Source organism: Brucella sp. HL-2 (assembly GCF_025846885.2).
In the GTDB taxonomy this organism is placed as follows: Bacteria; Pseudomonadota; Alphaproteobacteria; order Rhizobiales; family Rhizobiaceae; genus Brucella; species Brucella quorumnocens.
Genome location: NZ_JAOYTK010000022.1, coordinates 1 through 23,809, shown reverse-complemented (window position 1 = coordinate 23,809; position 23,809 = coordinate 1). Strand labels below are relative to the sequence as shown.

Sequence of the window (23,809 nt, the reverse complement as noted above, 5' to 3'; positions counted from 1 at the left end):
ATATAGGCGTAAAATCATCATGAATCGAAAAAAGAAATAAATGTAAAAAGTTTAATGGCGACAAACAGAAAAATTCAATGTTATTAATGTGTTCGCAAATATGAAAACAATTATCAAACAAAAAGTATTTGTTTTTGTAAGTTATTTGTTTGCAAATAGTTTACAAATTGCTTGCGTGTTTTATCATGCTGTTACAATGGTTTACGAATTTACAAAAATCTGAAATAGCAGGCCTTAAATGCCATGAAAAGAGGCTATAAATCAGCGCGTTTATGAACTATTTAGAATTGAGAATTATAATTAATTGCATTGTCGTTCATTTATTTGTATGGCTTTTGTAAACAAATAAAAAACAAGTCCAATTTTACAATGCTGCCGAAAGGCGTGAGGAGAAACGAATGCCAGTGATCACATTTATGTCGTCAAAAGGCGGAGCCGGAAAAACAACTGCCGTTTTTTGTCTGGCTGATCGTGCTTTGGCGATGGGTATGAAGGTCACCATCATCGATACCGATCCAACGGATTTCTGGAGAGGCTTTCAAGAAGATTCCCAAATTACCGGGGCTGGACTGCCTGAGAGCCTTCGCCTTGTTACGGCTTTTAATGTCGCTGAACTCTATGAGGCCGCGAAGACTGCGAATGAAACCTCTGATCTCGTGCTTATAGATACAAAAGGCGCAATTGAGCGCTTGGCGATCACAGCAGGCACGATTAGCGATATGGTCATCATTCCGTTGAAGTTTTCCGGCAAAGACTGGCGCGAGGCAATTGCAACATATACGCGCTTAAGCAACGTCAGCGAAGAAGCCGAGTATAAAGACCTTTATATGGACTACGAGCGAATTAAGTTCCTCTGGTCTGAAACTGAAATTGCGATCCAATCAAATTTGACAAAGGAACTGCGCCAACGGGCGAAGGATTCCAATGCCCCTGTGTTTACGACAGAACTCTACCGCCGCACGGCTCTAAGAGCTGCCTTGGATAAGGGAAAACTCTTTCACCAGCTCACCCCCGAAGACGCTTCGGACGTGAGTAAGACCGTTTCAGTCGCAAATTGCCTGATGAAAGAAATTGTCGAGGAAATAGAACGAATTAATGAATTTTTGGATGCAAAAAACGCATCTAGCTTGGCGAGAGGGGCAAGCTAATGAACAACAAACACGGCGAATTTGCCAAGCCGGATTTCAGCGGGTTTTCACAAAGAAGCAAGCGGTCAGTCCTTGAGAAGACCACGCCGGACGATTTTGCAAAAGTAGCGAAATTGGCAGAAGATACGGTTAAAAACGACGATCCTACGGTATTTATCGCTCCAATTGAGGAAGTTACTATTCCGGCACCTATCGTTGAGGACGCGCCAAAGCGCGTTGAAACTCAGCCGCTTGTGACCCAACAAGCGGCCCCTGCCCCGGTTCAGGCAGAGCAAGATGCAAAGGCGCAAAAAGTTGCACCTGTCACTAAGCGCAGTCGAGGCAGACCGCGAAAAGATACATCGGATGATGTAGCCGGTGTAGATGCTGATATAAAGAAGCAGGCGAAAGCATATAATCAGATCATCAATTTCCGTATGCCAGACGAGCATATAGCGAAGATTGATGAATTAGCAGATCGCTACAAACTTAAACGTGGCGCGGTTGGTAATCTCATGGTTACGATAGTGACGATGTTAGATCAACTTGAGTGTGATTTGCAGGCCGTAGCCGAAAACTATACAAGCTTCCTGAAATTACGGAAGGTTTTGGGCGTTAACGACGATGAAGCGTTGAAAGAGCGTCTAAAAGCTATTCTGTTGAGCGAATTGGATGATACAGGCGGTGGTAATGGATAATCATTACAATACCAATGATGAAGCTATGTTTGACTATATCGACAGCTTGCAAGGCTCCCCTGCCCCGCGAGCCGATATTGTTTTCACGCCTGCCGGAATGAAACGGCTATCCGTTCTTGATAAATCGGGATTGCGGATGCTGCAACTTCTCACTTATTTCAATGCAATCCGTTATAAGCAGGATCAGCCAGAGGAAGTGCTTGTTTTTCTAGCATCGGATTCGAGCGATCTTTGCGATTATGACGGCAACGTCATATCGACATATCAACAGCGCAGGCGTGGTATTCGCAATCTCCAGCAGAACGCCTTTATACGGGCCGTAAACGGGCGCAAAGACGCTTGGATCGCTAATGCCGAGTATATCGGTATTAAGCGGCCAGTAGGCTCTATGCGTAAATCTGGAGGGTTCTATGCGGATACGCCTTATAATGGTTCACAGACTGCCGGATCGCTATTCGCAACACGGTAAACCACGAGGCTGGAACCGATAGCAGTGTAGAAACGAGAGTTTCTATGCTGCTTTTTTTATGCAAACAAATTGCAAGCAGATTGAAAGCAATCTGTTTGCATAGAGAAAACAGGGTGCAAACAATCTGTTTAAGAGTATGGATCGATAACGCTGAATAATAGGAATGAACTTGCGAAAACACTTATTTTTTATTTGTAAACAAATAACAAGCAAAAAAGTTACAATATGTAAACACGTTTTTTGCGATGAATTTAAACATAAGTATAATGCAATTGATTTATTTACAAAAAACAAACAAATGGCAAACAATAAGAAAACGAAGTGTTTTTAAAAAGTTTACAAATTTGTAATTAAAGTGAAAACAAAATGTAATTGATTTGCTTACAAAAATAAATGCACAAAGCAACTAGCAATGATTTAATTTGTAAACAGATAGTAAGCAATTAGTAATTTAATTGTTTGCAAAAAATAAACAAAATGTTTGCGTATTTGAATAAGGTGGTATTGAGGCAAAACAATATGTTTACAAAACACAAACAAACTTAAAACGAATTGTTTGCGATTTGTTTTGCAAAAATGTAGGCGCAATTCAATGATAAACGCCAGCGTCGATGCGAGCGTCAGTGTTTTAGATATATCGAAGAAATGCCCTACAGCCCAATTGGATAAGAGCGGTCATTTCCCTTTTTCGTGCGATAGCGAGATTGCCCCTTAGCCGGGGCTAAATCCGCTATCGGTTTTAGGCAGGGGAAGGCTAATTTCGTTTTCGAGCTGCTTCTGAACCATATTCAAATTGGTCCCTCGCAACTCAACGCTAAGCGGCTTTCTTTCTCTCGACGGGGCCATTCTGCGGCGCAGCCTGTCAAGGCTTGCACGGCTCACCAGAAACTCAGATTCTTTTGTTGGTGCGACGATTGAATTACTCGCTTTGCCGTGGCGTCTCTGACCGTAGTGAACATAAGCGGTGGTTGTCGAGTAATGTCCCATCATGGCCGCAACCATAGAAGGTTGCTGCGGATACTTTGCTTTGAGATTCGCACAGCACTGATGCCGGAAGTCGTAAATCCGAAGCTTTCGCCACCATGTCGTAATTGTCTTTTCAGCGATCAGAGCAGCCAGCATCTTCTTCAATGTTCTTGATGCGTAGCCTTGCCTGCTTTCCCAAGATACACCATTCATTTCGCTTATGAGCTTAATGATATTGGCTTCAAGCGACTTGTTGCTCTGGCCTTTAACGTCAAGCCAGCGCTCTTGTCCGTTGCCTCTTTTAAGGTTGCCGGTGGATTTATATTTGCTGTTCTGAACCGTCAGGATGCCTGTGGCTGGATCGTACTTAGCTGATCGCCATTCGCCCGGACGCACCCCTGTATAATACATGCAAAAAACAAGGCGAGCGATGAAGCGATAAGATGCGAGATCGTGTTGAGCTGCAAGTTTAATCAGAGACGAAACCACCTTCTCAGGGACGCGCTTTCGATATTGCTTTTTTGTGTTCTTTGGAGGCTCGATGTTTGTCCGGCAGTGCCTGTTGAAAAGCACAGCAGCATCAGCTCCCTCAGCTTCCGCCAGTGTGTAAGCAATCGAGTTTCTATAATGTCGGTAGCTCGCTCGTGACAGCTTGTGTGCCGATACGTGATTATTCAACGTATTTGCAATGTCCGTTATTGAGCGACTTTTCGTTTTTCTGGCAGTGGAACGGATAAAGCGCAAGCCTTCGCGCCGATATGCATTTCGGCTCTTTTCATTAGCTTCAAAGATGTAATCCAGCGCGTTATTCGTCAATTTCATGGGAGGCATGATAACAGGGGGGATAGTTATAATCCAGATTGCATTTTATATATTTTTTCGTTGCGTTTTGTTGGGCTATTGTTTGCGGTTTTTATCGCGGTAATCGCGGCGTATTTTACTACTTTTTCGTTTGTCGATTTTTTTTGACTATTGGTGCCTTGTTGGGCTATTGTTCCCCGGTAGTTTAGGGAGCCTTCGCAATGCATCATTTTCTGAAATCTGCGCGTGTTTTGATTGTGCTTGGCTTATGCGCCGTGCTGTTTGGTTGCGCGACGACGGGTCAGCCTAAGTCCGGTCCTGATGATTTGAACCAGTGGCTGCAAAACGAAATGTCACGCCGGGGTGTTCTTTCCGGGTCAACCGCGACGGCTACTTTGCGCGGAGTTTGATATGGCTCGCAAACGCACTTCCAAAGCCGCGACCGATAGCGATGATGTAATGAGCGCTATGGACGAGCTGGACGCTTTGGAGGCGAAGCCGTCTGGTGAAGTTGATGCCGTCGATAATGCGACTGATCCTGAAAACGATGCATCTACATTAGATGATGTAGAACATGTAGATCAGACCATCCATACAGAACAGAAAATCCATTCTTCGGCTTCGCCGCTCGTGATGGTTTTGCCGGATGCTGCTTGGTTCGTGGAAGCGGGGGAGGGGGGAGCCGTTCATGTCAGCTCCGTTCCTCATAGCGTGGTGTTTGGTTATTCCGAAGCAGAGGGAGCCGTGAGTTTTTGCTGGCCTGATTATAACAATAAGGGGCTGGCCTCATTTGCATACTTCAAGGCAGGCGAACCGAATTTCTCGTTCTTCAAAAGCTGGCCCGATTATCTGATGCTTGGCAGTCTCGTTTATTCTCTCCAGAGCGGGGGAGATAGTGATGGTCTGGTTCGGGTATTGGTGCCCGGTTACTCAACTGGTTCGGTGAGCCTTCCTGAAATTCTTAATAGGATTTCCTCTGGTGATGGGGTGGCCTCTGATTATCCCCGCGAGCCACTTTCCGATAATGGCTCACCGATCCGCATCATTACGGAGATCGAAGCGCTTAAACATTCGCCGTTCTCGGTTGCGTCTTCGGGCTGCTTATCGGTGGCTTGGGATGAGGGGAGTTTTGTATCGTTGCGCGATCATTCCCTTTCATTCGAGCAGATCATTTCTTTGCTTTCCAGTGAGATCATTGGAGAGCCTTTCACTCTCGTTTCGAGCGGTGAACTAACTGACAACCAGCATCAGGAAATCGCTAAGCTTGTTGCTTCTTCTCCGGCTAAATTCACTTTTTCCGATAATTCAATCGCCATAAATCCACATATTTCCGTTCCTATTTGGCTGGAAAATATTTGGAATAATGCAGAGGATTAATCATGTCGCTCTTATTTAATTCGCATAAATCCCAAGCTTATTCCTTATGGAATTGTGCTGGTATTCTCAAAAAGCCTGCATTTTATGCAGCTTTGATTCTGTCTTATAGCGTCAGCAATTTTGCGGTTCTGGCTGGTAATCTGGATAATCCAGTCTCAATTAATAGTGGTCGTAAAGTCGCAAAAATTCAGATTAAGCCGCTTAATATTCCGGCTCCAGCTCCGGTTATTTCAGAAAATAATTCAGAAATTATCTCGCATGATAGCTATCCAGATAAGCCAGTAAATCCGCCGCGTGGTGATATGCCTGCTAAAAATTCGGCTACACCAGCCGGAAAAAGAACTGTTCCGTATGAACAGGCGGCGAGTTATGCGGCGGTAGATAATTCGCTACAGGTCTTGCCTGACACATTGCAGCCGACACAGCAGGAAAAGCGCGACGAAGTAGTTTCGCTGGCCGAGGTCAGCAATCCGAAATCCAGCTTTTACCGTTCTCGTGGTATGTTTATGGATGACGGAAATCTGCGCAACAGCGCATTAAATGACGCAGCTCGTGGCGTTGGTGTGCGCGCTGGCTTTTCATATGAAGCGGCTCGTATCAATGCGCTGCTTAAATCGCGCTATCAAAACGTCTTGGATAAACGCTTTCCATTCTTTTACTTGATGCTTGGCAGCGGTCGAGTGATCCCGCCTGTCATTGGTGAAGCCAATAATATTCAAGAGCGTGGCGGTTCTAACTTCCTTTATTTGTCCATTGGATCTTATGAGATCGTCAAGCCGGCATCGCTGGCTATCCGCGAGCCGTCTTGGATGGACTATCTTATGTTGCCGGTATCAGATCCACGGCCACCAGAGGGCATTCAGGCCGAGGGCAGCAAAGAGCTGGAAACATGGAAAAAATCGGTCGAATCCGGTTGGAATGTTGGCAAGATCGAAGCTCGACGCACGTTCATTGCAAACCTTAATCGCTTAATCCGCGATTATAAGGGGATGCAGCTTTATCATTCGCTGGCTGCTAAAGGCGCTATCACTATCCCGCGTGTGCAGAGCATCAAGAGCAACAGGCGCGTTGACGGTGATCGTCTTTTCGTTGGCGAGGAGCGCTTGGAAATCAAGGTTTCAGCAAAGTTTAAGCGATAGGGCTTGGGATGACGGTTCACTCGTTCATGACAGGCGGCGGGGCTGGTAATCTTTTTACCGGCCCTACACGCTTATATCCCGGTTTTGCGGGGTTTCATGCAATTGAAGATTTGTATGAGCTGTTGTGCCATGCAATTCACAATGATGCTTCCGATTTGATCTTCCAGACTGGCAGGCCCGTTCTATGTGAAATCTTCGGATCGCTAAACGCTATTACCGAGCAAACACTTTCCAATGAAGTTCTGGCGCGTCTTTTTGTCTGGATGACGGGGCAGAACAACGTCATAGCCCGACTTGAGGGCGGTCGTGACCTTGATGCTTCCTTTGAAATTCCTGACCGGGCAAGGGTTGATGAATTTGGGGATATTGTTCGGCATCGCTTCCGGCTTAATCTCACGGCAGGGCAGTTCTTAGGCGCGGCTACTGGTTATCAGGCCGTTATGCGCGCAATTCCTATTAACCCGCCTACCCTAGAGGAAGTCGGCTTTCCGATGCGTCTGCTGCCTTATGCTACGCTTCCTGTTGGTAAAGTTATTATCTCCGGTCCAACTGGATCAGGTAAGACGACGACTTTTGCTGGCCTAATCCGTTACGTTCTTGAAAATGACACTCCGATCAAGGGTAATTATGTCACTTTTGAAGAACCGATCGAATATGATTATGGGCGGATTGCTTCGCGGCATAGCACTATCATTCAGCATGAAATCCATAAGCATTTGCCATCGTTTGCGGCAGGTATCCGGGGCGCTATGCGCCGTATTCCCCGTTTGATGGTTATTGGCGAGTTGCGCGATCCTGAAACAATGGAAGCGGCGGTTGAAGCGGCGAATACGGGCAATCCGATTTTTACGACCGTCCATGCTAATTCCGTGGCACATATCTTTAAGCGCATGGTGAATAAGTTTCCGCCAGATCAACAGCATCAGACATATTACAACATTGTCGAGACAACGCGGCTTCTAATGTCGCAAATGCTTGTTCCGCGCAAAGATGGTCAAGGCCGTGTGTGTGTGCGCGAGTGGCTGGTTATTGACGACGAAGTTAGAGAGAAGCTGCTCAACGCTGGCTTAGATAATCATGTGGGCGTTGTCCGTTCTCTTTTGAATGAGGGTGGCTTGCACCAGTCAGCCCTTCATTCAACGCGGGAGTTTCTGGATCAGGGGCTTATTGATGAAGCCGGGGCTAAGTCCGTAATGCGCAGGTTCTCCATTTCACACAGCGAGGTCGTCCGTGCTTAATCCGTCAGGTAATCCTACTCGTCGTTCATTTTTGCTTGGCGCTGGAGCTGGTCTTGCGGTTTCCGTGGCAGGTTTACAAAATGCTGTCGCGCAAGGCGTTGGGGGTGCGAGGCTATTCCGGCCTGCTTCTAATGAAAGTCTATTTGTGCCGTCTCGTTGGCTAAGAGAAGATTTGTTGAAATGTTCTTTTTTATTTCGTGACGTTACCGATGGAGGGCAGGCGGCTTTTGTTGATCCCGGCTTATTGGATATTATTGTTCGATTGAGTAATGCGGCAGCACAAGTTGCCGGACGTCCGTGCCAGATCAGTGTTAATTCAGCTTTCAGAACACGTTTACACAATGCACGGCTTGAAGGCGCTGCGAAAGCTTCATTACATTTGAAAGCGCGAGCCTTAGATTTCACTATACAAGGTTTCGAGAATTTAGCTGTTGCTAAGCTTTCTGCCATGGTCGGTGCTGGTGGTATTGGCGTGTATAAGGGATTTACACACATTGACAGTGGCGCAGATCGTACTTGGGTAGTCTCTCGTATAAATTAACGTCTTGTGGAAATGTATTAGCATTTTGCAGGCGATTAATTAGACTGTATTTTGGAGGTATATATGAGCGGATCGTATATGAATCATCAAAGAGTAAATTATGAAACTGTTGTAGATTGGCGCTGGACTTCACAGCCGCTATCTTTTTACGGCGTTCATATATCGATTACCGCTTTTTTCCCTTTGTTTTTATTAAGTGTTCACTTTTTTTCGATTATAATGCTGTCCGTGTTTTTTGTCGCTTATCTAGTGTTTCTGTTGCGCTGCAAGAGCCGCAAAATGACGCCATTTGAATATGCTCAAATGTTATTTGTTCGTTTTGTCTATCGTCGGCGTTGGGGGGCACGTTAATGTTAGGCGATAATTTAGACACCAACAAAATGACGGCATATTTTTATGATTGTTTTATGGGCGGGTTATTTGAGTGCAAAGATGCTATGCCGTCATTTCTGGACGAGTATTTATCCTTGCAAGGACAATCAGGTTTACGGCTGGATGAAGTGAGCAGGTTGCGCGAATACTTTGGTGTTAACAATGACAATGCTGTTATTCGCCCTATGTGGCTTTCGCGTGGTTTTCTTGCGCCAGCGGTCGCTTTTTTATCTGCGCGCTGGCTGAACTTAGTCGTTCCGGCTGCAAAAAAATTCTCTATGGAACCTGTTTACACGCATGTAGTTGATAGTCCGTTCCCTTGTTATTTAGCTGGCATCAAGACCACGAATAAGAGTAAAGAACCACAACCGCATTACTATTTCCTTGGAAATATTATCATGTGTACAACCATAGAAATAGTGCGAAGGCGCGTATCGTTTGAAGCTGTAACAGCCGAGCTTATGCGCCACATATCGAATCAGGAAATAAGTAATGAAATCGCCGCATCAAATTGAGGAAATTCGCAGCTTCTTACAGGACGAGGACGTTCAGGAAGAGCTGTCTTTGTTTGATGTTGATCTGAATCCAGCGCTGGATGATGACACGCTGCTTGCCAATTATGAGCAGGCTTTGAGCGTCTTACCTGCTGCGCTTGCTGGACAATTGCGTAAGCTCTCGTCCGAGCTTGCGGATAATGCTCGTGTGGCTGATATTGATCTTGCGAAGGCTTCCGAAACAGGCCGTATATCTATGGTTGATCGTGCGGCCATAGTTGAGCGCTCGCTTGAAGCGTTCTCGCTTGGCTTGGAAGATTTGCGCGGTGTTTCTGACGATTTTTCTGATGCAATTGCTAAATACGTAGCTGATGAGCGTCCACTTTTGGAGCGCACTGACACATTTGAGAATATGCAATCGGCAAATATGCTTCTTTCCGATCTTTGGCATCAGTCGGTCGAAATGGCCCGGCGCGCAGGCATTGCCGAGTTTCGCCGTTTGACCAACAATGAAAACTCTCCAGAGATCGACCAGTTGCGCGCAATCACTACATCGCGCTTTGTGATTGACAAGGAAATCCTTCAACCAATGAAAGAATACAGCAAGCATTTTGTTGTGCGTGAAAATGAAATGCGCAAGCAGCGAGACGCGGAGCATTCCCGTGAAATGTCCCATAATAACGACCTTGGACCGCGTTTAAGTTAGGGTATTTTTCAGAAAATTCGATTGTCAATTTTTATTGACTTTTAAATCTATTTTATACATTCTCCATCTTGCAGAAGGAGAATAAAATTATGTCTAATTCGCGTGTGCATTTATTTTACGCAACTGCCGTTGTGCTGGTTAGTGCGATAGCTGGTGTCTCACATGTCTACGTAGCTACGCATACATCAGCGGTTGTTTCCGAGCTTATACACCCGTACCCAAATCCCAATCCTATGCCGCCATATCCAGCGCAGACGCAGACGCAGGCACCGGCGCAAGTCGCGCAGCCAGCTCCTACGTTGGACACGCTGGAACAGGCGTACATGGCTCCGGCGCAGGCGCTGCCAGCAAGCGTTTTGAACGACAAAGCCAAAGTAGCTCAAATCTTTCAGATTTTGGCTAAGCTGGACTATGTTGAGGGCAAGACGAAGCCAGCAGCAGGACAGCAATTCGCCTATATTTTCTTTGATCCACGTTGCCCATATTGTCATGCAGCTCATACCGAGCTTGATGACAAAATGCCGATCCGCTGGATTCCTATTCCTCTGTTGGGTGATAATCCGCTGCCGCTCGTTTCGGCGCTTCTCACTAATCCGACTTCGGAAACTTTGGACAAGGCTTTTGCTGGTCGCCTTCCTTCTCCTACAAGTGCAGATCGCACTCATTCGGAGGGGATTTTCAATAATATTACCGCTTTCAAGACCTTCATGCAGTCCCTCAATGGTGAAGGTGTGCCAATTATTTTGATCCCGCGTCCTGACGGTACGGTCTTTAGCCAAGTGGGTTATGACGCTGGTGATGGTTCAAAGATACGCGCTGAATACGGCGCATAATTAAGCGGGAACCATGCAGCGGTGCGTTCTGCTCCCGACCCCAAGCCCAAACTGCCCGCGCAGGGTTCATCTAGCATGGTTTCCGTTTAGCAGAGGTCACAATCACTTCTCCTTTTGCGTTGTGGCCTCTGCACTTTTTTAGTGAGGTGCTATGACTGACCGTTCAGCCGATTATCGCAATTATCTCCCTGACCTACAGGCCACGCCATACAGTCAGGCAAAGGAGTTGGGCGATTTATCTTTAGCGTTGTCGATCATTTATATTGCTTGCGCCTTGTTGTGCCTGTCGGCGGCTATTTGCGCTTCCGCAGGCATTTATTACGACCGTTTTTCCGTCGTTCCATACGTTGCTGATGGTAGCGCTTACGGCTGTCAGCCGAGTTTTATTCCGGCAGACGCGGTGAAAGATCAGGGTGTCTAATGTCCTTTAAAACACAGTACCAAATTGATGCTGAAAATCAGATGGCTACAGTCGTCAAAAAGAATTTGTGGCGAATGATCTATTTCGCATCGGCCTTGCTGGTCCTGTCAGTTCTCACGAATGGGGTGCTGTTCTACGCTTTATTTTACAAGTATCCCGTTAATAAATTTTTGTGGACTTCTGATGCTCGCAGTGTTTGCACAGCCACAACTTTGCAGGAGCCTAATATCTCCGCAGCGCTCGTGAAGGACTTCGCGAACCGGGTAGCGCTTGGATTGAATAGTTACGACTATATCAATTGGCGCAGAGCGCTTAGCACGACATTGGATAGCTATTTCACCAAGACAGGACGGTCGAGCTACACCCGCGCTTTTGAGGACAGCGGCATTCTGGAGCGCGTTCGAAAAAATTATTATGTCGTGACGGCTGTTTCAGCCGACGAACCTGTCATTACTCAGGAAGGCTTGGTTAGTGGTCGTTATACGTGGGTCGTAGAGGTTCCTCTTACGATCTACTACCGCACTAACATTGATGTGCTTCCTGAAAATCGCATTCTCACCTTCACGATTGTTCGCGTTGATCCTTCACCTGCCAATCCTAACGGGATTGCAGTGGATGGCGTTATTTCTCGCCAGCGCGTGATTGATCGCAGCAATCTTCAATGAGTTGACCGGCTGGTTAAAAAATAGCGGAATGGAATAACTGGATGATTAGTCTCTCTTTCAAGAAAATGAGCGTTATAACGGCTTCATTCCTTGCTATTTCTGCAAGTGGGGTAGCCAACGCCCAAAACACCAATCAAGGCCAGCCCCCACAGGCTAATCCGCGCCCGGTAACGGCTGGAGACATTGATAAGTTGCGCGGTTTGCTGGTCGAGCAAAGTGGTGCGGCGGTTCTTGAGCGCGGCGATATTGGATCATTGCGAGATCGTTCGCTTGATTCACAATATGCGAACACCCGACCGGGCTATTCCAATCGTGGCCAGCCTATGCCGCGCAAGCGCAAGCTCACAGTTCCATTAGTTCAGAACGAAGGCGCGCCAGCGCGCCTTTATTTAGGGCAGGGGATTGTTTCTGCGATTTCCTTTTTTGACTCTCGTGGTCGTCCTTGGCCCATTGAGGAAGTCAATTACGATCCTCAGATGATGATGATCAATGGCAATGGTTGTGGCGAAACGCAGGCAGCAGCAGAAGCCGAAAAAGGTGCTGACAGGCCACACGTTCTTTATGCAATGCCTTGCAAGTTCTGGTCATGGACCAACGTGGTTGTGAAGCTGGAGAAAGCTCCAGCTCCATTTATTTACCAGATTGAGAGCGGTAGCGATCAACAGCAATCCGTAGTGGATATGGCCGTCGATATTATGGTTGGCGGCAAATCTCCGGCAGGCCGCAATGTTGTGCCGCTGGCTTCGGCGGCTGGCGCGAAGCCAAGATCACTGACCATTAGTGAAAGCTTCACTCCTGATAAGGCTCTGGACGATTTCTTGGCGGCAGTGCCCCCGCAGGGTGCGCGCCAAGTTGCTATTTCTGGCGATCCTGAAACGGACGCATGGATTTACCAAGGAATGCTCTATGTCCGCTCGCCCGGCGTTGTGACCAATCCCGCGCAAGATGCACAGGCAGGGCCGATCAATGGCGCTTATGTCTGGCGCTTTGACCGCCCGGTCCCTCGCGTTTTGATCAAAACGTCGAATGGTGCCGAGCGCTTCCTTTCCGTTGATTATTGAGGGCTAGTCACATGAACGAATTTGATAAAAATCTTGATGATGTTGCAGGCCCGAAAGCGCCAAAGAAAGAGAAAAACACAAAGCTCGCCGGTTCCAGTCAGGCCGAGCCGAGTTCTGGCGGCGTCAACAAGAAGCGCGTTTTCATCCTACTCGCTTCTACCGCAGTCATAGTGTCACTCATTGGAGCAACAGCCTACATATTTACGGCTTCGCGATCAGGCGGGGATATGGGTGCAGGTAATCCTAATAGAATTGCGCCTGTTCCGACCGTCCAAAACGACAATTTTGCACCTGTCGGCACTCAGGAAGCGGATCGTCGGGCTACGGTGAATGATGAATTGGCCCACGAAGCCGCAGGTCGTGGCGATAGTCATGTTTCTCAGACGGTTATCGCTGATAAGTATCAGGTTGGCGACGAACGCGATCCTTACGAGAAGGAATTGCGCAACGTGGAACCGCGTATAGAAGCGCCGAAAGCTGACGCTCCGGCTGAACCAGAGCCCAAAGTGGTTGAAAAAATCGTTTATGTGGATCGTCCTTTAACTGATCCCATTATTGATCCTTCGGTTTACCAGAAGCTCGAAAGTCAGATTACCTTTGCTCAGAAGCCGCAACAAAGCCGCTTTGTCGCAATGGCGTTTAAAAAGCCAGAGCCAGCACAGCCGCCGCAGCCAGCACAGGCGGCAGGCTCTGGCGCGGTTGCTAACATTGCAGGAAACTTTGATCCTTCCTCGCTAAAGCGCGCTCCGCAATTGGCAGCGAAGCCCGGTGACATTTTCTATGGTCAGCTATGGCTTGGCTTCAATTCGGATGATCCACGCGGCGCTCCAGTTTTTGCGACTATCTATGATAATCGCTCAGATGGTTCGTTTGGGCCGCTACACGGTGCCCGTCTTGAGGGCACAGTGAATTACTCGGATCGCAATGCTTCCATCCAGTTCTCGCGGATCATCACCAAGGATGGAAATATCGTGAATGGATCGGCTCTCGCCGTCGATGAAAAGAATGCCCGACTTGGTATCGCTCAGAATGTCGATTTCCATACTTTCCAGCGCTACAGCTCACTGCTGGTATCATCGCTTATTGAGGGTGTAGGCGAAGCCGCCAATACCATGCTGACGAATAACCGGACGGTAACGTACTTGCCGGATTCGGATACGATTGTCTCACAGTCGAACAACGATAATGAATGGACAAAAGCCGGTTTAGCGGCCTTGCGTCCGCTTGGTTCGGCTTTGAGTGGTGCAGCTCGTCAGGGCTTCAACCGGCCTCCGACGATCTCAGCCAATCGCGGTCATCGTGTCGGCATCGTTTTCACAAGTCTGGTTGAAATGTGAACGCCATGACAAGCGCTGACGGTACTCTCATTGACGTTTTTAAGAACCTGATTGAAGCCGCAATTTCGTGGGGCAATCTCTTTGTCGTGTTCTTCGGTCTGGCTGGCCTTTGTCTGGCTGGAACGGGGGGGAAGCGGCTCTATGACTCGGCACAGATGGCCGGAGCGCAAGGTGGCTATGAAACTAATGTTCTAGGCGCGGTAGCAATGGTCGTAGCAGGCGCATTGATGACTATCGCGGCGATTGTGTCTGGCGCTGTTACCTTCGTTTTCACGCAGTAAAGGTTGATGCAATGAATGAGCTGCAAAAGTTCCGGCTGCTTCCTGTTATCCCATTGGAAACTGACCAGTTTACAGTGTCGGATGAAGACGCCCGGTCAATTGTGTCAGCTCATATTTCAGTCACTCTTGCGCATCCACTCCCTAATATCCGCGCTTCATCCCTCAAAGGGATGCATCCGTACATGGCAGCGGTCGCTATGGCCTTCCTTGATATTGGTTTTGAAGACCTTCTTTTGCCGGGCAACCGAGCTTTTACCGAGGAAGATATTGCACTGATTGAACAGCGCTTTCCCTTCTTGGTTTGCCTGACCGAAAGCATGTCCCGCAAAGCGGCAGAGGTACTTAATAATGACGCTAATTAATAGCTTTGCTGATCAATATTGTGACGTTGCAGGTATGGACGCTGACGATCAGAAGCGCGCAGTATCCTACTCGCATATCGGCGCGCAGTTGACCTTGATCAAGGTCGAAGGCGTTACATCAATCCTGTCAACGGCAGAAGTTGAGAAGAACCTTTCCCTGTTGTTTGGCGAGGCTGGCGTAGCTTCTTTGTTCCGGGCGCCCGGTCACAGCATGTCTATTAGTTTTGAGCGCCATTTTAATACATCGGAGGACATTTCATCTATCATTGGCGAGCTGAATGAAAACGCGCAGCGCAAAGACCTTGAAGTAGGTGCTATCACCGAAGAATACAGCGATATTTTAAGCAAGAATTTGGTCAATGAAGTCATTCTTCTGGCTTGCTGGACCATGCCTAATGCTGCTTTTCCAGATGAAGTGAAGCAAGAGCGAGACGCGAAAAACAAGAGTGAAGCCAAGTTTTTTAGCCATGCTCGATCTGCTATGTCACCATATTTGCGGCTGGATGCGTTGCGATCTCCGCATGATGCTTTTGTCTCGCATGTTCTGGATGCTCTCTCCGCAGCCGCAATCAAGGCCCATGTCCTTGGGCCGAATGAGCATGGCGACCGGCCCGATCTGGCAGAGATCAAGCGCGGCATTTTCTTCCATGAGACGCCTAAAAACTGGCGTCCTGTATCGACCGGCGAGAGAAAGTATCCGGGCAAGCTGACGCCTACCGATTATTCGGAAGCTTTCGCGCCACCATTAAGCCGTCAAATCCTTCCGACTTCTGCATCATCAAGCAAAAACTTTCGCGAAATCAGCATTGGTTCACGCACGTTTACGTCGATGTATTTCAATATGTTTCCGCGTGACGTGCGGCCATTTAACGAACTGCTAGCGAGCCTAAAATCGCGTGATACCGCGACAATGCCTTTCCGCGTCACGTTCCATTGGGAAGCGACAGACTTTAAAATCGCAATGAAGCGGATATTGGCAGGGTTGTTTCGTTGGGCCGCTCCAGTCAACGCGAATTATTTTGATAATATTCGCGTCATGGAGGAAATGCAGAACCGCGACGAGGTAACTTTCGTTGATGCGCGTGTATGCGCCTGCACATGGGTTGAACCACACGAGGACAGGGAAACCGTTCTTAGTCAAAGGCGGTCCCTATTAACCCGCGCCTTGGCGCGTTGGGGCGATCCTATTGTTGCTGATATTCCATCAAATCCGATGCGAGCATTAGCCGAGACTGTTTCCGGTATGACTACGCGGTCAGTCCTTAAAAATGCGTCCAAAATTCCAGCGCCGACATACGCGGCCATGATGCCATTTCACAGGACAGCTCCTATTTTTGACCGTGGGGAATCCTTATTTCTCAGCATGGAAAACACTCTTGTCCCGCATGAGGTCTTTTCGTCAAAGCAGAACTATTGGCTATCTGGCGTTGTTGCCACGCCGGGTTCGGGTAAATCGGTTCTGATGAACCGGCTCAATCTCGACATGATCGCATATGCCGGTGGTGCGGCACTGCCTTATCTTTGCGTTATTGACGTTGGTGTGTCGTCTTCTGGCTTGATTGGTCTAATCAAGGCTGGTTTGCCGCAGGAGCGTGAGCATGAGGCGTCTTATACGCTTCTGCGTAATCATAGAGAGTATGCGATCAATCCGTTTGATCTTGGTCTAGGTCGGCGCATTCCGCTTGCACGTGAGCGCGATTTTATCAAGCTGTTCTTGTGCGAATTGTTGATGGCGGAGGAAACTTCGACGCTGATCACCTACTTGGTGCAGCGCGTGTTTGCCATCACGTCAGACATGGGAGCGGCTGGTGCGCCTAAGCTGTTTCAGGCGAAGGTAGACAGTGTTGTTGATGCGGGACTGCAAGCTTTGCATGATCGCGGTGTGGCGCTGAAGATATCGCCTAAAACGCCCTGGTATTCTGTTGCAGATATTTTAGCAGAACATAGCATGTTCACTCACGCTATTCGCGCACAGCGTTACGCTGTGCCGGTTTTGAGTGACATTGTTAAGGTTTTATCGGAACCGCAAACTGTCAATGATTTTGGTACGGACGCGGTACGTGAAGCCCAAAACTCGGTTATGGCGGCAATTGAAAGCTATCCGCTTTTTGCGAGCCATACCGCGCTCGACCTTGACGTGGCACGGGTTATTTCCATTGACTTGCAGGAAGTCATACAGCGCGACCGATCAGCTAATGCGCGCCGCAACAATACACTCATGTATATGCTTGCCCGGCAGCTATTTGTCTCGAAAATCGCAGGCAATACGCGAGAGCTAAATGCCGTTTCGGAATGTATGCCGCGTCATGTTCAATCTGTTTACCTTGAATATTGGCGTAAACAATATAGCTCGATGCAGGAAGTCTTTAAGCGGCTCTGCATGGACGAATATCACCTGACGAATGGTAGCACCAATATTCGTTCTATGATCATGGCTGATGCGCGTGAAGGCCGTAAATGGGGCTTAGAAATCATTCTTGTTTCTCAGTTGGTCAGCGATTTTGAACAGATCAATGATATGGCTTCGACCATTTTCATCCTGAATGCCGAAAATGCTCAAGCCCGTAAGGAAATGCAGGAAACGTTCGGCTTCTCCAGTGCCGTCATGGATGAAATGACGCGCTATCTGCATGGGCCGGGCGAGCGCGGCGCTAATTTCTTGGCGCGCTACAAGCTGTCGGATCGCGAACACTGGATCACATTAAACAACCGTCTAGGCCCAACAACACTGTGGGCGCTGACGACTAAGAAAGAGGATCGCTTAATCCGCGATGCTTTGTATGAGAATTTGCCCGTAAAGCAGGCGCTGCGCTTCTTGGGCGCTCTATACCCTCACGGAACCGCCGTGTCTCTTTACAGGCAATTTGAGCGCAAGTTTTCATCGTCACATGAGAGTGGCGTGGTCACGGAAATAGCGCAGCATCTGATGGGTGAGTATGCCCGTTACATTGCAGAGCAAGAAACCAGACGAAATAACAAAGTCCAATAGTTCCTATTCTTTTAAGGAGAGAGAAAATGAAAAATTTTATCAGATCAGCCGGTATTATTCGCTCACATTACGACAAGTTTATGTGTGGTTTAATGGTGGCATTGTTTATGCCGGTCGACGTTAATGCACAGGACGTTGATGTATCAGCACCTTTGGATATTTTGAAAAAGGCGCGTGAAAAAGCGTCTGCATCGAACCTGAATACTGACAGCATCGAGAGCGGCTTAGGCAAGGGAGCGAATGTCGTCATTATCGTATTTGGTTTGATCGGCCTGCTCTTGGCCGGTATCTCCGGTTACAAGCTATATCAGGCATCGCAGGATGAACAGTCGCGTGAAAGCACAGGCCGCTCTGTTGCTGGTCTGATTATCGGCGGATTGCTCACGATCATCGCTGTTATTGTTGGCTTCATCACCAACACAGCCACGAACTAATTTCCACAGTATTCTAAAGCCTGTCATGTCATGTGGCAGGCTTTTTTTGGAGGCAGCAATGGCGAAAGACTTCAATACAGCCGGTCTCGACAGGCGCGACGAGGTACTAGCGCCAAAATATCGCGCTAATGTTTTGCCTTGGCATAAGCGCGTTGAAGACGTGCTTGATGATCCACGTAAGATTCAGCTCTGGACCTACATTATTGCGGCGCTGATCCTGTTAACAAGCTTTTTGCCGCTTGTTGCGGAGTTGATCATAGCGTTTCTCGGTATGACATTGCTGATTTTCAATAATTATAAGAAGCGCAAATGGCGCGCTCCTTATCGGGTTCCCGCTTATGCAAATGAATATCTGAAAAGAAAATTCGGTCGCCCTTTTCTCGATGCTACGCAGGAAGGAAAAAAGGGTGGGGTGGGTGAGTACTATCTCGGAGCCGAGTTTCCAGACAGTGCAGGTAGGGTGCAGGAAGTTTGGGCGGAAGCGAATGACCTGAAGACTCACCGATTGGTGATAGGTACTACCGGCTCCGGTAAAACCGAAGAAATTATGGGCCTATTCCACAATTCGCTCATGCTTGATAGCGGCATGATCCTTGTGGACGGAAAAGCCGATCCTAAGACCTATAAGCAGATGCTTGGCATTGCCCGGCTTATGGGGCGTGAGGAAGACTTTCTCATCCTGAATTACCTTATGGCCGGGCGAGATCCATTTGGGCCGAATGAGGCTAAATCGTCCAACACATATAATCCTCTGGCTGGCGGTGTGCCGAGCCAGAAGGCAGAGTTGATGATTTCGCTATTAAGTGGCGGATCGACCGGCAAGTCAGACATTTGGTCTAACCGCGCCGAAGCATTTCTTCATGCGATTATGGAGCCTTTGAGCTTTCTGGAAAGCCGGGGCTATGTGCTTTTCAGTCCGCAATTGCTTGGCAATTTCTACCTGCTTGAGAACATTGAAAACCTTTTCCATTTTGGCATCATTATTCAAGATAATGGCAAGCCCCTGACTTTGAACGATCCAAACAATCCCAAGACATTCAGAGACTGGCAGACGCTTAAATCGCGCTTTATGGGGCAGATCGGGCAGTTTCTGGTTACTCTGCCGGGCTATTCTGGCGCACGTCCGACTAAGCCTTGGCCGGTCAGGGCACTTTCGGCAAAGGACGTTGCGGACGCTAATATCAAATATTTGAAGCTTGTTAGTGGCTCAGCTCTCAAAGATAAGCTGCAAAAAGCTGAAAATGACTTTGACGCGGCGCAGGCGGGTCAATCAGAGGCGGATAGGAAAGACGCAGAAGCCAGATTGATTGAAGCCCGGCGCGATATTGATCAAGCGTTTTATGCTGTTCTTGGTCAGCGAATTGTCGAGAATGAGATTTCCGCTAATGATAGTGATTTCCAGAAAAAATTAGCAGATGTGGGCACTCGTGCATCAGAAGATGCATTGAAATTTGGAAACAGTGAGCCTGAAAAGCTTGGTCAGTCTCGCGATAAGGTGAATGAGCAGTTTGGTTACATCACCATGCAGCTCGTGCGCGCTACGAACGATCTCACATTCAGTTATGGCCATATCTACAATGTAGACTTGGGCGAGATTGATTTCCGTGACGTGGCGTTTAACAGGCGTATTCTCTATGTGACATTGCCAGCGCTCACGCGCTCCAGCTCGTCTATGGAGCAGCTTGGCAAGATGGCGGTCACTGCAATTAAGAGTTTGATGGGCGAAATGCTCAACGTACCGTTTGAGGGCGTTGTGCGGAAAACGATTGATGCGCGACCGTCAAATGCTCATATCCCGCTTCCCGTGGTCCTCGATGAGTACGGATATTATGTCACAATGGGCTTTGCTGTCGCGCCTGCGCAGGCGCGAGCTTATGGGTTCTCCATGACTTTCGGTGTTCAGGACTACAATTCACTATTGAAGGCCAACCGCGAAGAAGGTGAGGCAACCTTTGAAAACACCAACTTGCGCCATATCGGGCGCACGACTGGCGGCGAAGAATCCGACACATACAAGAAACTGTCAGGTGCAGCCGGGAATGCGTTCTTCTTCAAGGAAGGTTCTCTATCCTTTGAACGTGGTCGTATTGGCGGCAACTTCAAACGAGATAGCAATATCAGCTTAGAAGTGACAAATCGCTTGAGCTATAACGATTTGGCCGGTCAGCGAGACGGGGAGTTTACGTTGATTGTAGGCACCAAGTCAGGCGGAACCAAATCTGGCGATGTGGCCGTTGTGCGCTACACGGCTTATTATACCGGAAATATGCCAACCGTCGAAAACATGCGACTGATGCACTATGCGATGGTTAAGCCGCTTCCGACAAGCGAACGCGAAGCAGCATTGAACAAGATCGGGGCTGAAAGGATGCGCCGTGAAGCATTACAGCGTTGGCTTTCTATTGATCCTGATGCACTTTACAACGCGATCCGTGAGCGCTTGGAAAACCTTAGCGAAACGGTGGACGAATATAGCCAAACAACATTCAATGATGACTTGGTTTATTCCAAGCTGGATGGTGATTTTGCATCTCTTAAGAGCCATACCAGCTATTATCAGTCTGCTATTAATAGTGCAGCCAGTGCAAGGCAGGCTACTGACGTTGCTCGTTTAAGTGATTGGTCGCATATCGATACCACGATAATGAACAACCGCTTCACTGCGGCTCGCGCACGATTACGGCACCAGTCCGAGCTTGATAGGCAAGATATTATGAACTGGCTGCGCAGTAATAGTTTTCCAAATACGCATATCAGTATGTCTGAAAAATACCTTTCCGCATTGTCCAATGAGCGCGTCTCTCGCGATCTCATACGAGAGAAGAAAATCATTACAGGAACGGCATCCCGTGCGGTTGGGAGTATCATATCAGATATAATTATGCGCGAAGGCACTTAAATACGCGCAAATTTTTTGTTAGTTTTTTTATAAAGAAATCCATAAAAGATTTAAATATAAAATAAAATATGTTAATTATCCTAAATGTAGCCAGCGTGCTGGAACACGCTGGCTACTTATCCCTAAAAAACCTGACTGATATGCGAAGTTTTAGAGGAATATAAAATGCATTTTGTTTTACGCAAAGAGTAAAGAATGGTCGGAATCCCAAATAAGGCGTGGTTAGGAGAGGCAATCAGCGGTGATGCACCGGAGCGTGTTCGGATTTTAGATCATGATCCTTTGACGCCTTATATAGACACTAAGAAACGGCAAATACCAGAAGCCGAAGACACTGTTTTGTCGAATTATTTACAGGCGGTTTTTGACGAAATTTATACAAGTTCAGAAGAACCGCCGAGGTTTTGTCCGCATTGTCGCAGTGGGGCAACAGCATTGCGGCAGCGCCCACAGACGGATAGGCCGAACAGGATGCTTTTCGAGTGTTACGACTGCCGTTCGATATTCACACGGGCAACAGGCACTCCATTTGCAAGAGCACGTATTAACAAGATTGATCTGCCGTTATTTTTTAAGTTGCTTGCTCAATATAAAACGGTCACGTCCGCAGCCTCCATTCTTGGGGTAAAAGCTTTCACGCTGACAAACTGGATTAAGAGAGTACGGGAATGGCTTCTTGTTCTTGATCCATCAGGATCAATGGAAAGCCGAATACGACTTGGGATGATCGCTGCACCTGACCTTGCGTGCCCTAATCCAGAATGCGGTTCGCAGAGCGAATTGGTATATAGGGGGTTTTCATCAGATACTGGTGGACGCATTTGCTTTTGCTATGCGTGCTGTAAATACGTATCGCTTTCGGCTCTTCGTGAGAGTTTACCAGAAGACACAAGAATGGGTCATCATTTGGTGAAACGTAGACGAGCCACATAATCTACATAAGGTGTATTGATAGCATTGTCGTGAGAGCGACATAAAAAATAAGGAAACGTTCCCAAATACGAAACATAATAGTTGTTCCGTTTGTGGGAACATGTTAGTATTTGCAAATGAGGATCATTGCCCAAAGTACCATCGGTGCCTTCGTGACCAAGCATCCAGAAACGCGATCCTCGCTGGATTTTTGGGTGAAGGTAACGAGAGGCTCGCATTGGACAAGTACGGCTGATGTTCAGGCCGCTTTTCCGAAGGCGAAGGTATTGAATCGTGAGCGTATCCGCTTTGAGGTTGCTGGAGGCAGCTATCGTCTGATTGTCGCCTTCAAGTTCGGCAGCGGAATTGCATTCGTGAAATTTCTCGGAACCCATGCCGAGTATGACCGGATCGACGCTCTAACCGTATCGTTATTTTAGAGACGAGAGGCAGATCATGAACATTCATCCGATTAGGAACGATGAAGACCACAAGCGCGCCCTAAAAGAGATAGAGGCACTTTGGGATGCACCGGAAGGGACGGCAGAGGCCGACCAACTGGAAGTGCTGGCAATTCTTGTCGAAGACTACGAGAGCCGGAATTTCAAGTTAGATGACGATTTATCGCCTGTTGAAGTGCTTCGACTGGCTATGACAGAAATGGGGCACTCGCAGGTGGAGCTTTCGAGCATTTTGGGATCGCGTTCCCGTACCTCAGAAATTCTTGCAGGTAAGCGCGGCCTCAATATTGATGCTGTCTACCGCATCAGCAAAGCATGGCGCATTCCAGCAGAAATGCTGATTATGCCGCGTTCTTCGCGGTCGGCGGCATGAGGATTTTGAGTAGGTTTCTCGACCCGCAGACATGAAGAAAAAGCCGTCTCGCTGAGACGGCTTTTTTTGTTTACTGGCTTTGATCAGCCTTTAGCTTAGGTATTATCGCATCAAGTTTTTTCGCTGTTGTAATTCTGGAAACCTCCAGAAGGCGGAAACCGGATGAATCACTTCATTTCATCAATCAACATAAAGAGGTACTTTCTGGCCTCCCTCGCATAGAGGGAGGCTCTCTCTTGATAGAACTCCCTCACATCCGAAGATTTCCCTTTAATAGCTGAGCGGACATTTTCTGCTGCATAGTATTGGTAATTAATTGCTTTGTTTTCGATCACGGGTAGGGAATTTGAACGCATTTTAAGCCCCCCACACTCCTAACTACACTCTTTTGCATAGCCAGCGTTTTAAACGACAACGTATTTTAGTTTTGTTTCTTTTTCATTCACGAGATTGTCTCCATAAAATCAGCCATGAATACATGACCTATAGTTACAGTCGCACTTTTATAAAAAAAATTACAAATGAAAATCTGTAAATAAAAAAAATAATAAAAGTTACAAAAACCGTTTGACCTATAAAAAAATTACAGCTATAAATTAAACATGAAAGGAGCAAGAGAATAGCAGATGACAGCAACCCGCAGGCCACAAAACGGAGTGAAGGCCGATCCGGGGGAGTATTGACTGAAAAAAGAGGCAAAATCGGCAAAAAAGCCGAAAAACTAACAAAATTTGCAAAAGCAAACAAAAATAAATAAAAAAATTACAAAAATAGCAAATAAAACGGTTGACTATAAAAAAATTACATGATACAGTAGGGGAGTGTGACATTTATACAACACAGCACGGTAGCA

Annotated in this window: 26 protein-coding genes; 24 read left to right on the top strand and 2 right to left on the bottom strand. The window is 47.5% G+C overall.

Annotation, left to right across the window (positions count from 1 at the left end; genetic code table 11):
- Positions 1–398 precede the first annotated feature (398 nt).
- Genes OIV19_RS18330 through OIV19_RS18320 form a run of 3 tightly spaced genes read left to right on the top strand, consistent with a single transcriptional unit; the run spans position 399 to position 2,294 of the window.
- Complete coding sequence (locus tag OIV19_RS18330) at positions 399–1,148, top strand: ParA family protein (RefSeq protein ID WP_264232717.1); 750 nt, start codon at positions 399–401, stop codon at positions 1,146–1,148.
- Positions 1,148–1,825: a hypothetical protein gene (locus OIV19_RS18325; RefSeq protein WP_264232715.1), complete on the top strand. Its 678-nt coding sequence runs from the start codon at positions 1,148–1,150 to the stop codon at positions 1,823–1,825. The genes OIV19_RS18330 and OIV19_RS18325 overlap by 1 nt, the downstream gene beginning before the upstream one ends.
- The gene (locus tag OIV19_RS18320) at positions 1,818–2,294 is read left to right on the top strand and encodes a hypothetical protein (protein WP_264232713.1); all 477 of its coding nucleotides are present in this window, start codon (positions 1,818–1,820) and stop codon (positions 2,292–2,294) included. Before OIV19_RS18325 ends, OIV19_RS18320 begins: the two co-directional genes overlap by 8 nt.
- Positions 2,295–3,005: 711 nt before the next feature.
- Here OIV19_RS18320 and OIV19_RS18315 read toward each other — a convergent pair.
- Complete coding sequence (locus tag OIV19_RS18315) at positions 3,006–3,938, bottom strand: site-specific integrase (protein ID WP_264232711.1); 933 nt, start codon at positions 3,936–3,938, stop codon at positions 3,006–3,008.
- 344 nt (positions 3,939–4,282) lie between these two features.
- Here OIV19_RS18315 and OIV19_RS18310 point away from each other — a divergent pair, with 344 nt between their 5' ends.
- The 21 genes from OIV19_RS18310 (at position 4,283) to OIV19_RS18210 (ending at position 22,956) form a co-directional block, all read left to right on the top strand.
- The gene (locus OIV19_RS18310; RefSeq protein ID WP_264232708.1) at positions 4,283–4,471 is read left to right on the top strand and encodes a hypothetical protein; all 189 of its coding nucleotides are present in this window, start codon (positions 4,283–4,285) and stop codon (positions 4,469–4,471) included.
- A 1-nt stretch (position 4,472) separates the two neighbouring features.
- The gene (locus OIV19_RS18305; RefSeq protein WP_264232707.1) at positions 4,473–5,438 is read left to right on the top strand and encodes a hypothetical protein; all 966 of its coding nucleotides are present in this window, start codon (positions 4,473–4,475) and stop codon (positions 5,436–5,438) included.
- A 2-nt stretch (positions 5,439–5,440) separates the two neighbouring features.
- Positions 5,441–6,577: a type IV secretory system conjugative DNA transfer family protein gene (locus OIV19_RS18300; protein WP_264232704.1), complete on the top strand. Its 1,137-nt coding sequence runs from the start codon at positions 5,441–5,443 to the stop codon at positions 6,575–6,577.
- Positions 6,578–6,585: 8 nt separating this feature from the next.
- On the top strand, positions 6,586–7,815 hold the full coding sequence (locus OIV19_RS18295) for an ATPase, T2SS/T4P/T4SS family (protein WP_264232702.1): 1,230 nt from the start codon (positions 6,586–6,588) through the stop codon (positions 7,813–7,815).
- Positions 7,808–8,356, top strand: a complete 549-nt coding sequence (locus tag OIV19_RS18290; protein WP_264232701.1) for a peptidoglycan L,D-endopeptidase MepK — start codon at positions 7,808–7,810, stop codon at positions 8,354–8,356. The genes OIV19_RS18295 and OIV19_RS18290 overlap by 8 nt, the downstream gene beginning before the upstream one ends.
- 63 nt (positions 8,357–8,419) lie before the next feature.
- Positions 8,420–8,707, top strand: a complete 288-nt coding sequence (locus tag OIV19_RS18285; protein WP_264232699.1) for a hypothetical protein — start codon at positions 8,420–8,422, stop codon at positions 8,705–8,707.
- Complete coding sequence (locus tag OIV19_RS18280) at positions 8,707–9,243, top strand: hypothetical protein (RefSeq protein ID WP_264232697.1); 537 nt, start codon at positions 8,707–8,709, stop codon at positions 9,241–9,243. The genes OIV19_RS18285 and OIV19_RS18280 overlap by 1 nt, the downstream gene beginning before the upstream one ends.
- Positions 9,221–9,928 (top strand): hypothetical protein, encoded by a 708-nt coding sequence (locus OIV19_RS18275; RefSeq protein WP_264232695.1) that lies wholly within the window; start codon positions 9,221–9,223, stop codon positions 9,926–9,928. The genes OIV19_RS18280 and OIV19_RS18275 overlap by 23 nt, the downstream gene beginning before the upstream one ends.
- Positions 9,929–10,017: 89 nt before the next feature.
- A complete protein-coding gene (locus OIV19_RS18270) occupies positions 10,018–10,761 on the top strand; it encodes a thioredoxin fold domain-containing protein (RefSeq protein WP_264232693.1) in 744 nt (247 codons plus the stop codon).
- Between the two features lie 151 nt (positions 10,762–10,912).
- The gene (locus OIV19_RS18265; RefSeq protein ID WP_264232691.1) at positions 10,913–11,182 is read left to right on the top strand and encodes a hypothetical protein; all 270 of its coding nucleotides are present in this window, start codon (positions 10,913–10,915) and stop codon (positions 11,180–11,182) included.
- 41 nt (positions 11,183–11,223) lie between these two features.
- The gene (locus OIV19_RS18260) at positions 11,224–11,847 is read left to right on the top strand and encodes a DotI/IcmL family type IV secretion protein (RefSeq protein ID WP_264232689.1); all 624 of its coding nucleotides are present in this window, start codon (positions 11,224–11,226) and stop codon (positions 11,845–11,847) included.
- A gap of 41 nt (positions 11,848–11,888) precedes the next feature.
- A complete protein-coding gene (locus OIV19_RS18255) occupies positions 11,889–12,908 on the top strand; it encodes a DotH/IcmK family type IV secretion protein (RefSeq protein WP_264232687.1) in 1,020 nt (339 codons plus the stop codon).
- 11 nt (positions 12,909–12,919) lie between these two features.
- A complete protein-coding gene (locus OIV19_RS18250) occupies positions 12,920–14,245 on the top strand; it encodes a DotG/IcmE/VirB10 family type IV secretion system protein (RefSeq protein WP_264232685.1) in 1,326 nt (441 codons plus the stop codon).
- A 5-nt stretch (positions 14,246–14,250) separates the two neighbouring features.
- Positions 14,251–14,526 carry a hypothetical protein gene (locus OIV19_RS18245; protein ID WP_264232683.1) on the top strand — a complete coding sequence of 92 codons (276 nt, stop codon included), beginning with the start codon at positions 14,251–14,253 and terminating at the stop codon, positions 14,524–14,526.
- 11 nt (positions 14,527–14,537) lie between these two features.
- Positions 14,538–14,888 (top strand): hypothetical protein, encoded by a 351-nt coding sequence (locus tag OIV19_RS18240; RefSeq protein WP_264232681.1) that lies wholly within the window; start codon positions 14,538–14,540, stop codon positions 14,886–14,888.
- A complete protein-coding gene (locus tag OIV19_RS18235; RefSeq protein WP_264232679.1) occupies positions 14,875–17,877 on the top strand; it encodes a hypothetical protein in 3,003 nt (1,000 codons plus the stop codon). Before OIV19_RS18240 ends, OIV19_RS18235 begins: the two co-directional genes overlap by 14 nt.
- Positions 17,878–17,903: 26 nt before the next feature.
- The gene (locus OIV19_RS18230; RefSeq protein WP_264232677.1) at positions 17,904–18,311 is read left to right on the top strand and encodes a hypothetical protein; all 408 of its coding nucleotides are present in this window, start codon (positions 17,904–17,906) and stop codon (positions 18,309–18,311) included.
- A gap of 58 nt (positions 18,312–18,369) precedes the next feature.
- On the top strand, positions 18,370–21,210 hold the full coding sequence (locus tag OIV19_RS18225; protein ID WP_264232675.1) for a P-loop NTPase family protein: 2,841 nt from the start codon (positions 18,370–18,372) through the stop codon (positions 21,208–21,210).
- Between the two features lie 195 nt (positions 21,211–21,405).
- On the top strand, positions 21,406–22,143 hold the full coding sequence (locus OIV19_RS18220; RefSeq protein WP_264232673.1) for a DUF746 domain-containing protein: 738 nt from the start codon (positions 21,406–21,408) through the stop codon (positions 22,141–22,143).
- Between the two features lie 152 nt (positions 22,144–22,295).
- Positions 22,296–22,562: a type II toxin-antitoxin system HigB family toxin gene (locus OIV19_RS18215; RefSeq protein WP_264232671.1), complete on the top strand. Its 267-nt coding sequence runs from the start codon at positions 22,296–22,298 to the stop codon at positions 22,560–22,562.
- Positions 22,563–22,578: 16 nt separating this feature from the next.
- On the top strand, positions 22,579–22,956 hold the full coding sequence (locus OIV19_RS18210; RefSeq protein WP_264232668.1) for a transcriptional regulator: 378 nt from the start codon (positions 22,579–22,581) through the stop codon (positions 22,954–22,956).
- Positions 22,957–23,123: 167 nt separating this feature from the next.
- Here OIV19_RS18210 and OIV19_RS18205 read toward each other — a convergent pair whose 3' ends face one another.
- The gene (locus OIV19_RS18205; protein ID WP_264232666.1) at positions 23,124–23,312 is read right to left on the bottom strand and encodes a hypothetical protein; all 189 of its coding nucleotides are present in this window, start codon (positions 23,310–23,312) and stop codon (positions 23,124–23,126) included.
- Between the last annotated feature and the right edge of the window lie 497 nt (positions 23,313–23,809).

What these genes read in the sequence shown, in the direction of transcription:
- OIV19_RS18305 (WP_264232707.1), top strand. Translation starts at nt 4,473, where the DNA reads ATGGCTCGCAAACGCACTTCCAAAGCCGCGACCGATAGCGATGATGTA.
- OIV19_RS18280 (WP_264232697.1), top strand. Translation starts at nt 8,707, where the DNA reads ATGTTAGGCGATAATTTAGACACCAACAAAATGACGGCATATTTTTAT.
- OIV19_RS18265 (WP_264232691.1), top strand. Translation starts at nt 10,913, where the DNA reads ATGACTGACCGTTCAGCCGATTATCGCAATTATCTCCCTGACCTACAG.
- OIV19_RS18275 (WP_264232695.1), top strand. Translation starts at nt 9,221, where the DNA reads ATGAAATCGCCGCATCAAATTGAGGAAATTCGCAGCTTCTTACAGGAC.
- OIV19_RS18300 (WP_264232704.1), top strand. Translation starts at nt 5,441, where the DNA reads ATGTCGCTCTTATTTAATTCGCATAAATCCCAAGCTTATTCCTTATGG.
- OIV19_RS18225 (WP_264232675.1), top strand. Translation starts at nt 18,370, where the DNA reads ATGGCGAAAGACTTCAATACAGCCGGTCTCGACAGGCGCGACGAGGTA.
- OIV19_RS18240 (WP_264232681.1), top strand. Translation starts at nt 14,538, where the DNA reads ATGAATGAGCTGCAAAAGTTCCGGCTGCTTCCTGTTATCCCATTGGAA.
- OIV19_RS18320 (WP_264232713.1), top strand. Translation starts at nt 1,818, where the DNA reads ATGGATAATCATTACAATACCAATGATGAAGCTATGTTTGACTATATC.
- OIV19_RS18260 (WP_264232689.1), top strand. Translation starts at nt 11,224, where the DNA reads ATGGCTACAGTCGTCAAAAAGAATTTGTGGCGAATGATCTATTTCGCA.
- OIV19_RS18285 (WP_264232699.1), top strand. Translation starts at nt 8,420, where the DNA reads ATGAGCGGATCGTATATGAATCATCAAAGAGTAAATTATGAAACTGTT.
- OIV19_RS18235 (WP_264232679.1), top strand. Translation starts at nt 14,875, where the DNA reads ATGACGCTAATTAATAGCTTTGCTGATCAATATTGTGACGTTGCAGGT.
- OIV19_RS18295 (WP_264232702.1), top strand. Translation starts at nt 6,586, where the DNA reads ATGACGGTTCACTCGTTCATGACAGGCGGCGGGGCTGGTAATCTTTTT.
- OIV19_RS18330 (WP_264232717.1), top strand. Translation starts at nt 399, where the DNA reads ATGCCAGTGATCACATTTATGTCGTCAAAAGGCGGAGCCGGAAAAACA.
- OIV19_RS18310 (WP_264232708.1), top strand. Translation starts at nt 4,283, where the DNA reads ATGCATCATTTTCTGAAATCTGCGCGTGTTTTGATTGTGCTTGGCTTA.
- OIV19_RS18245 (WP_264232683.1), top strand. Translation starts at nt 14,251, where the DNA reads ATGACAAGCGCTGACGGTACTCTCATTGACGTTTTTAAGAACCTGATT.
- OIV19_RS18230 (WP_264232677.1), top strand. Translation starts at nt 17,904, where the DNA reads ATGAAAAATTTTATCAGATCAGCCGGTATTATTCGCTCACATTACGAC.
- OIV19_RS18205 (WP_264232666.1), bottom strand. Translation starts at nt 23,312, where the DNA reads ATGCGTTCAAATTCCCTACCCGTGATCGAAAACAAAGCAATTAATTAC.
- OIV19_RS18250 (WP_264232685.1), top strand. Translation starts at nt 12,920, where the DNA reads ATGAACGAATTTGATAAAAATCTTGATGATGTTGCAGGCCCGAAAGCG.
- OIV19_RS18220 (WP_264232673.1), top strand. Translation starts at nt 21,406, where the DNA reads ATGGTCGGAATCCCAAATAAGGCGTGGTTAGGAGAGGCAATCAGCGGT.
- OIV19_RS18255 (WP_264232687.1), top strand. Translation starts at nt 11,889, where the DNA reads ATGATTAGTCTCTCTTTCAAGAAAATGAGCGTTATAACGGCTTCATTC.
- OIV19_RS18325 (WP_264232715.1), top strand. Translation starts at nt 1,148, where the DNA reads ATGAACAACAAACACGGCGAATTTGCCAAGCCGGATTTCAGCGGGTTT.
- OIV19_RS18270 (WP_264232693.1), top strand. Translation starts at nt 10,018, where the DNA reads ATGTCTAATTCGCGTGTGCATTTATTTTACGCAACTGCCGTTGTGCTG.
- OIV19_RS18210 (WP_264232668.1), top strand. Translation starts at nt 22,579, where the DNA reads ATGAACATTCATCCGATTAGGAACGATGAAGACCACAAGCGCGCCCTA.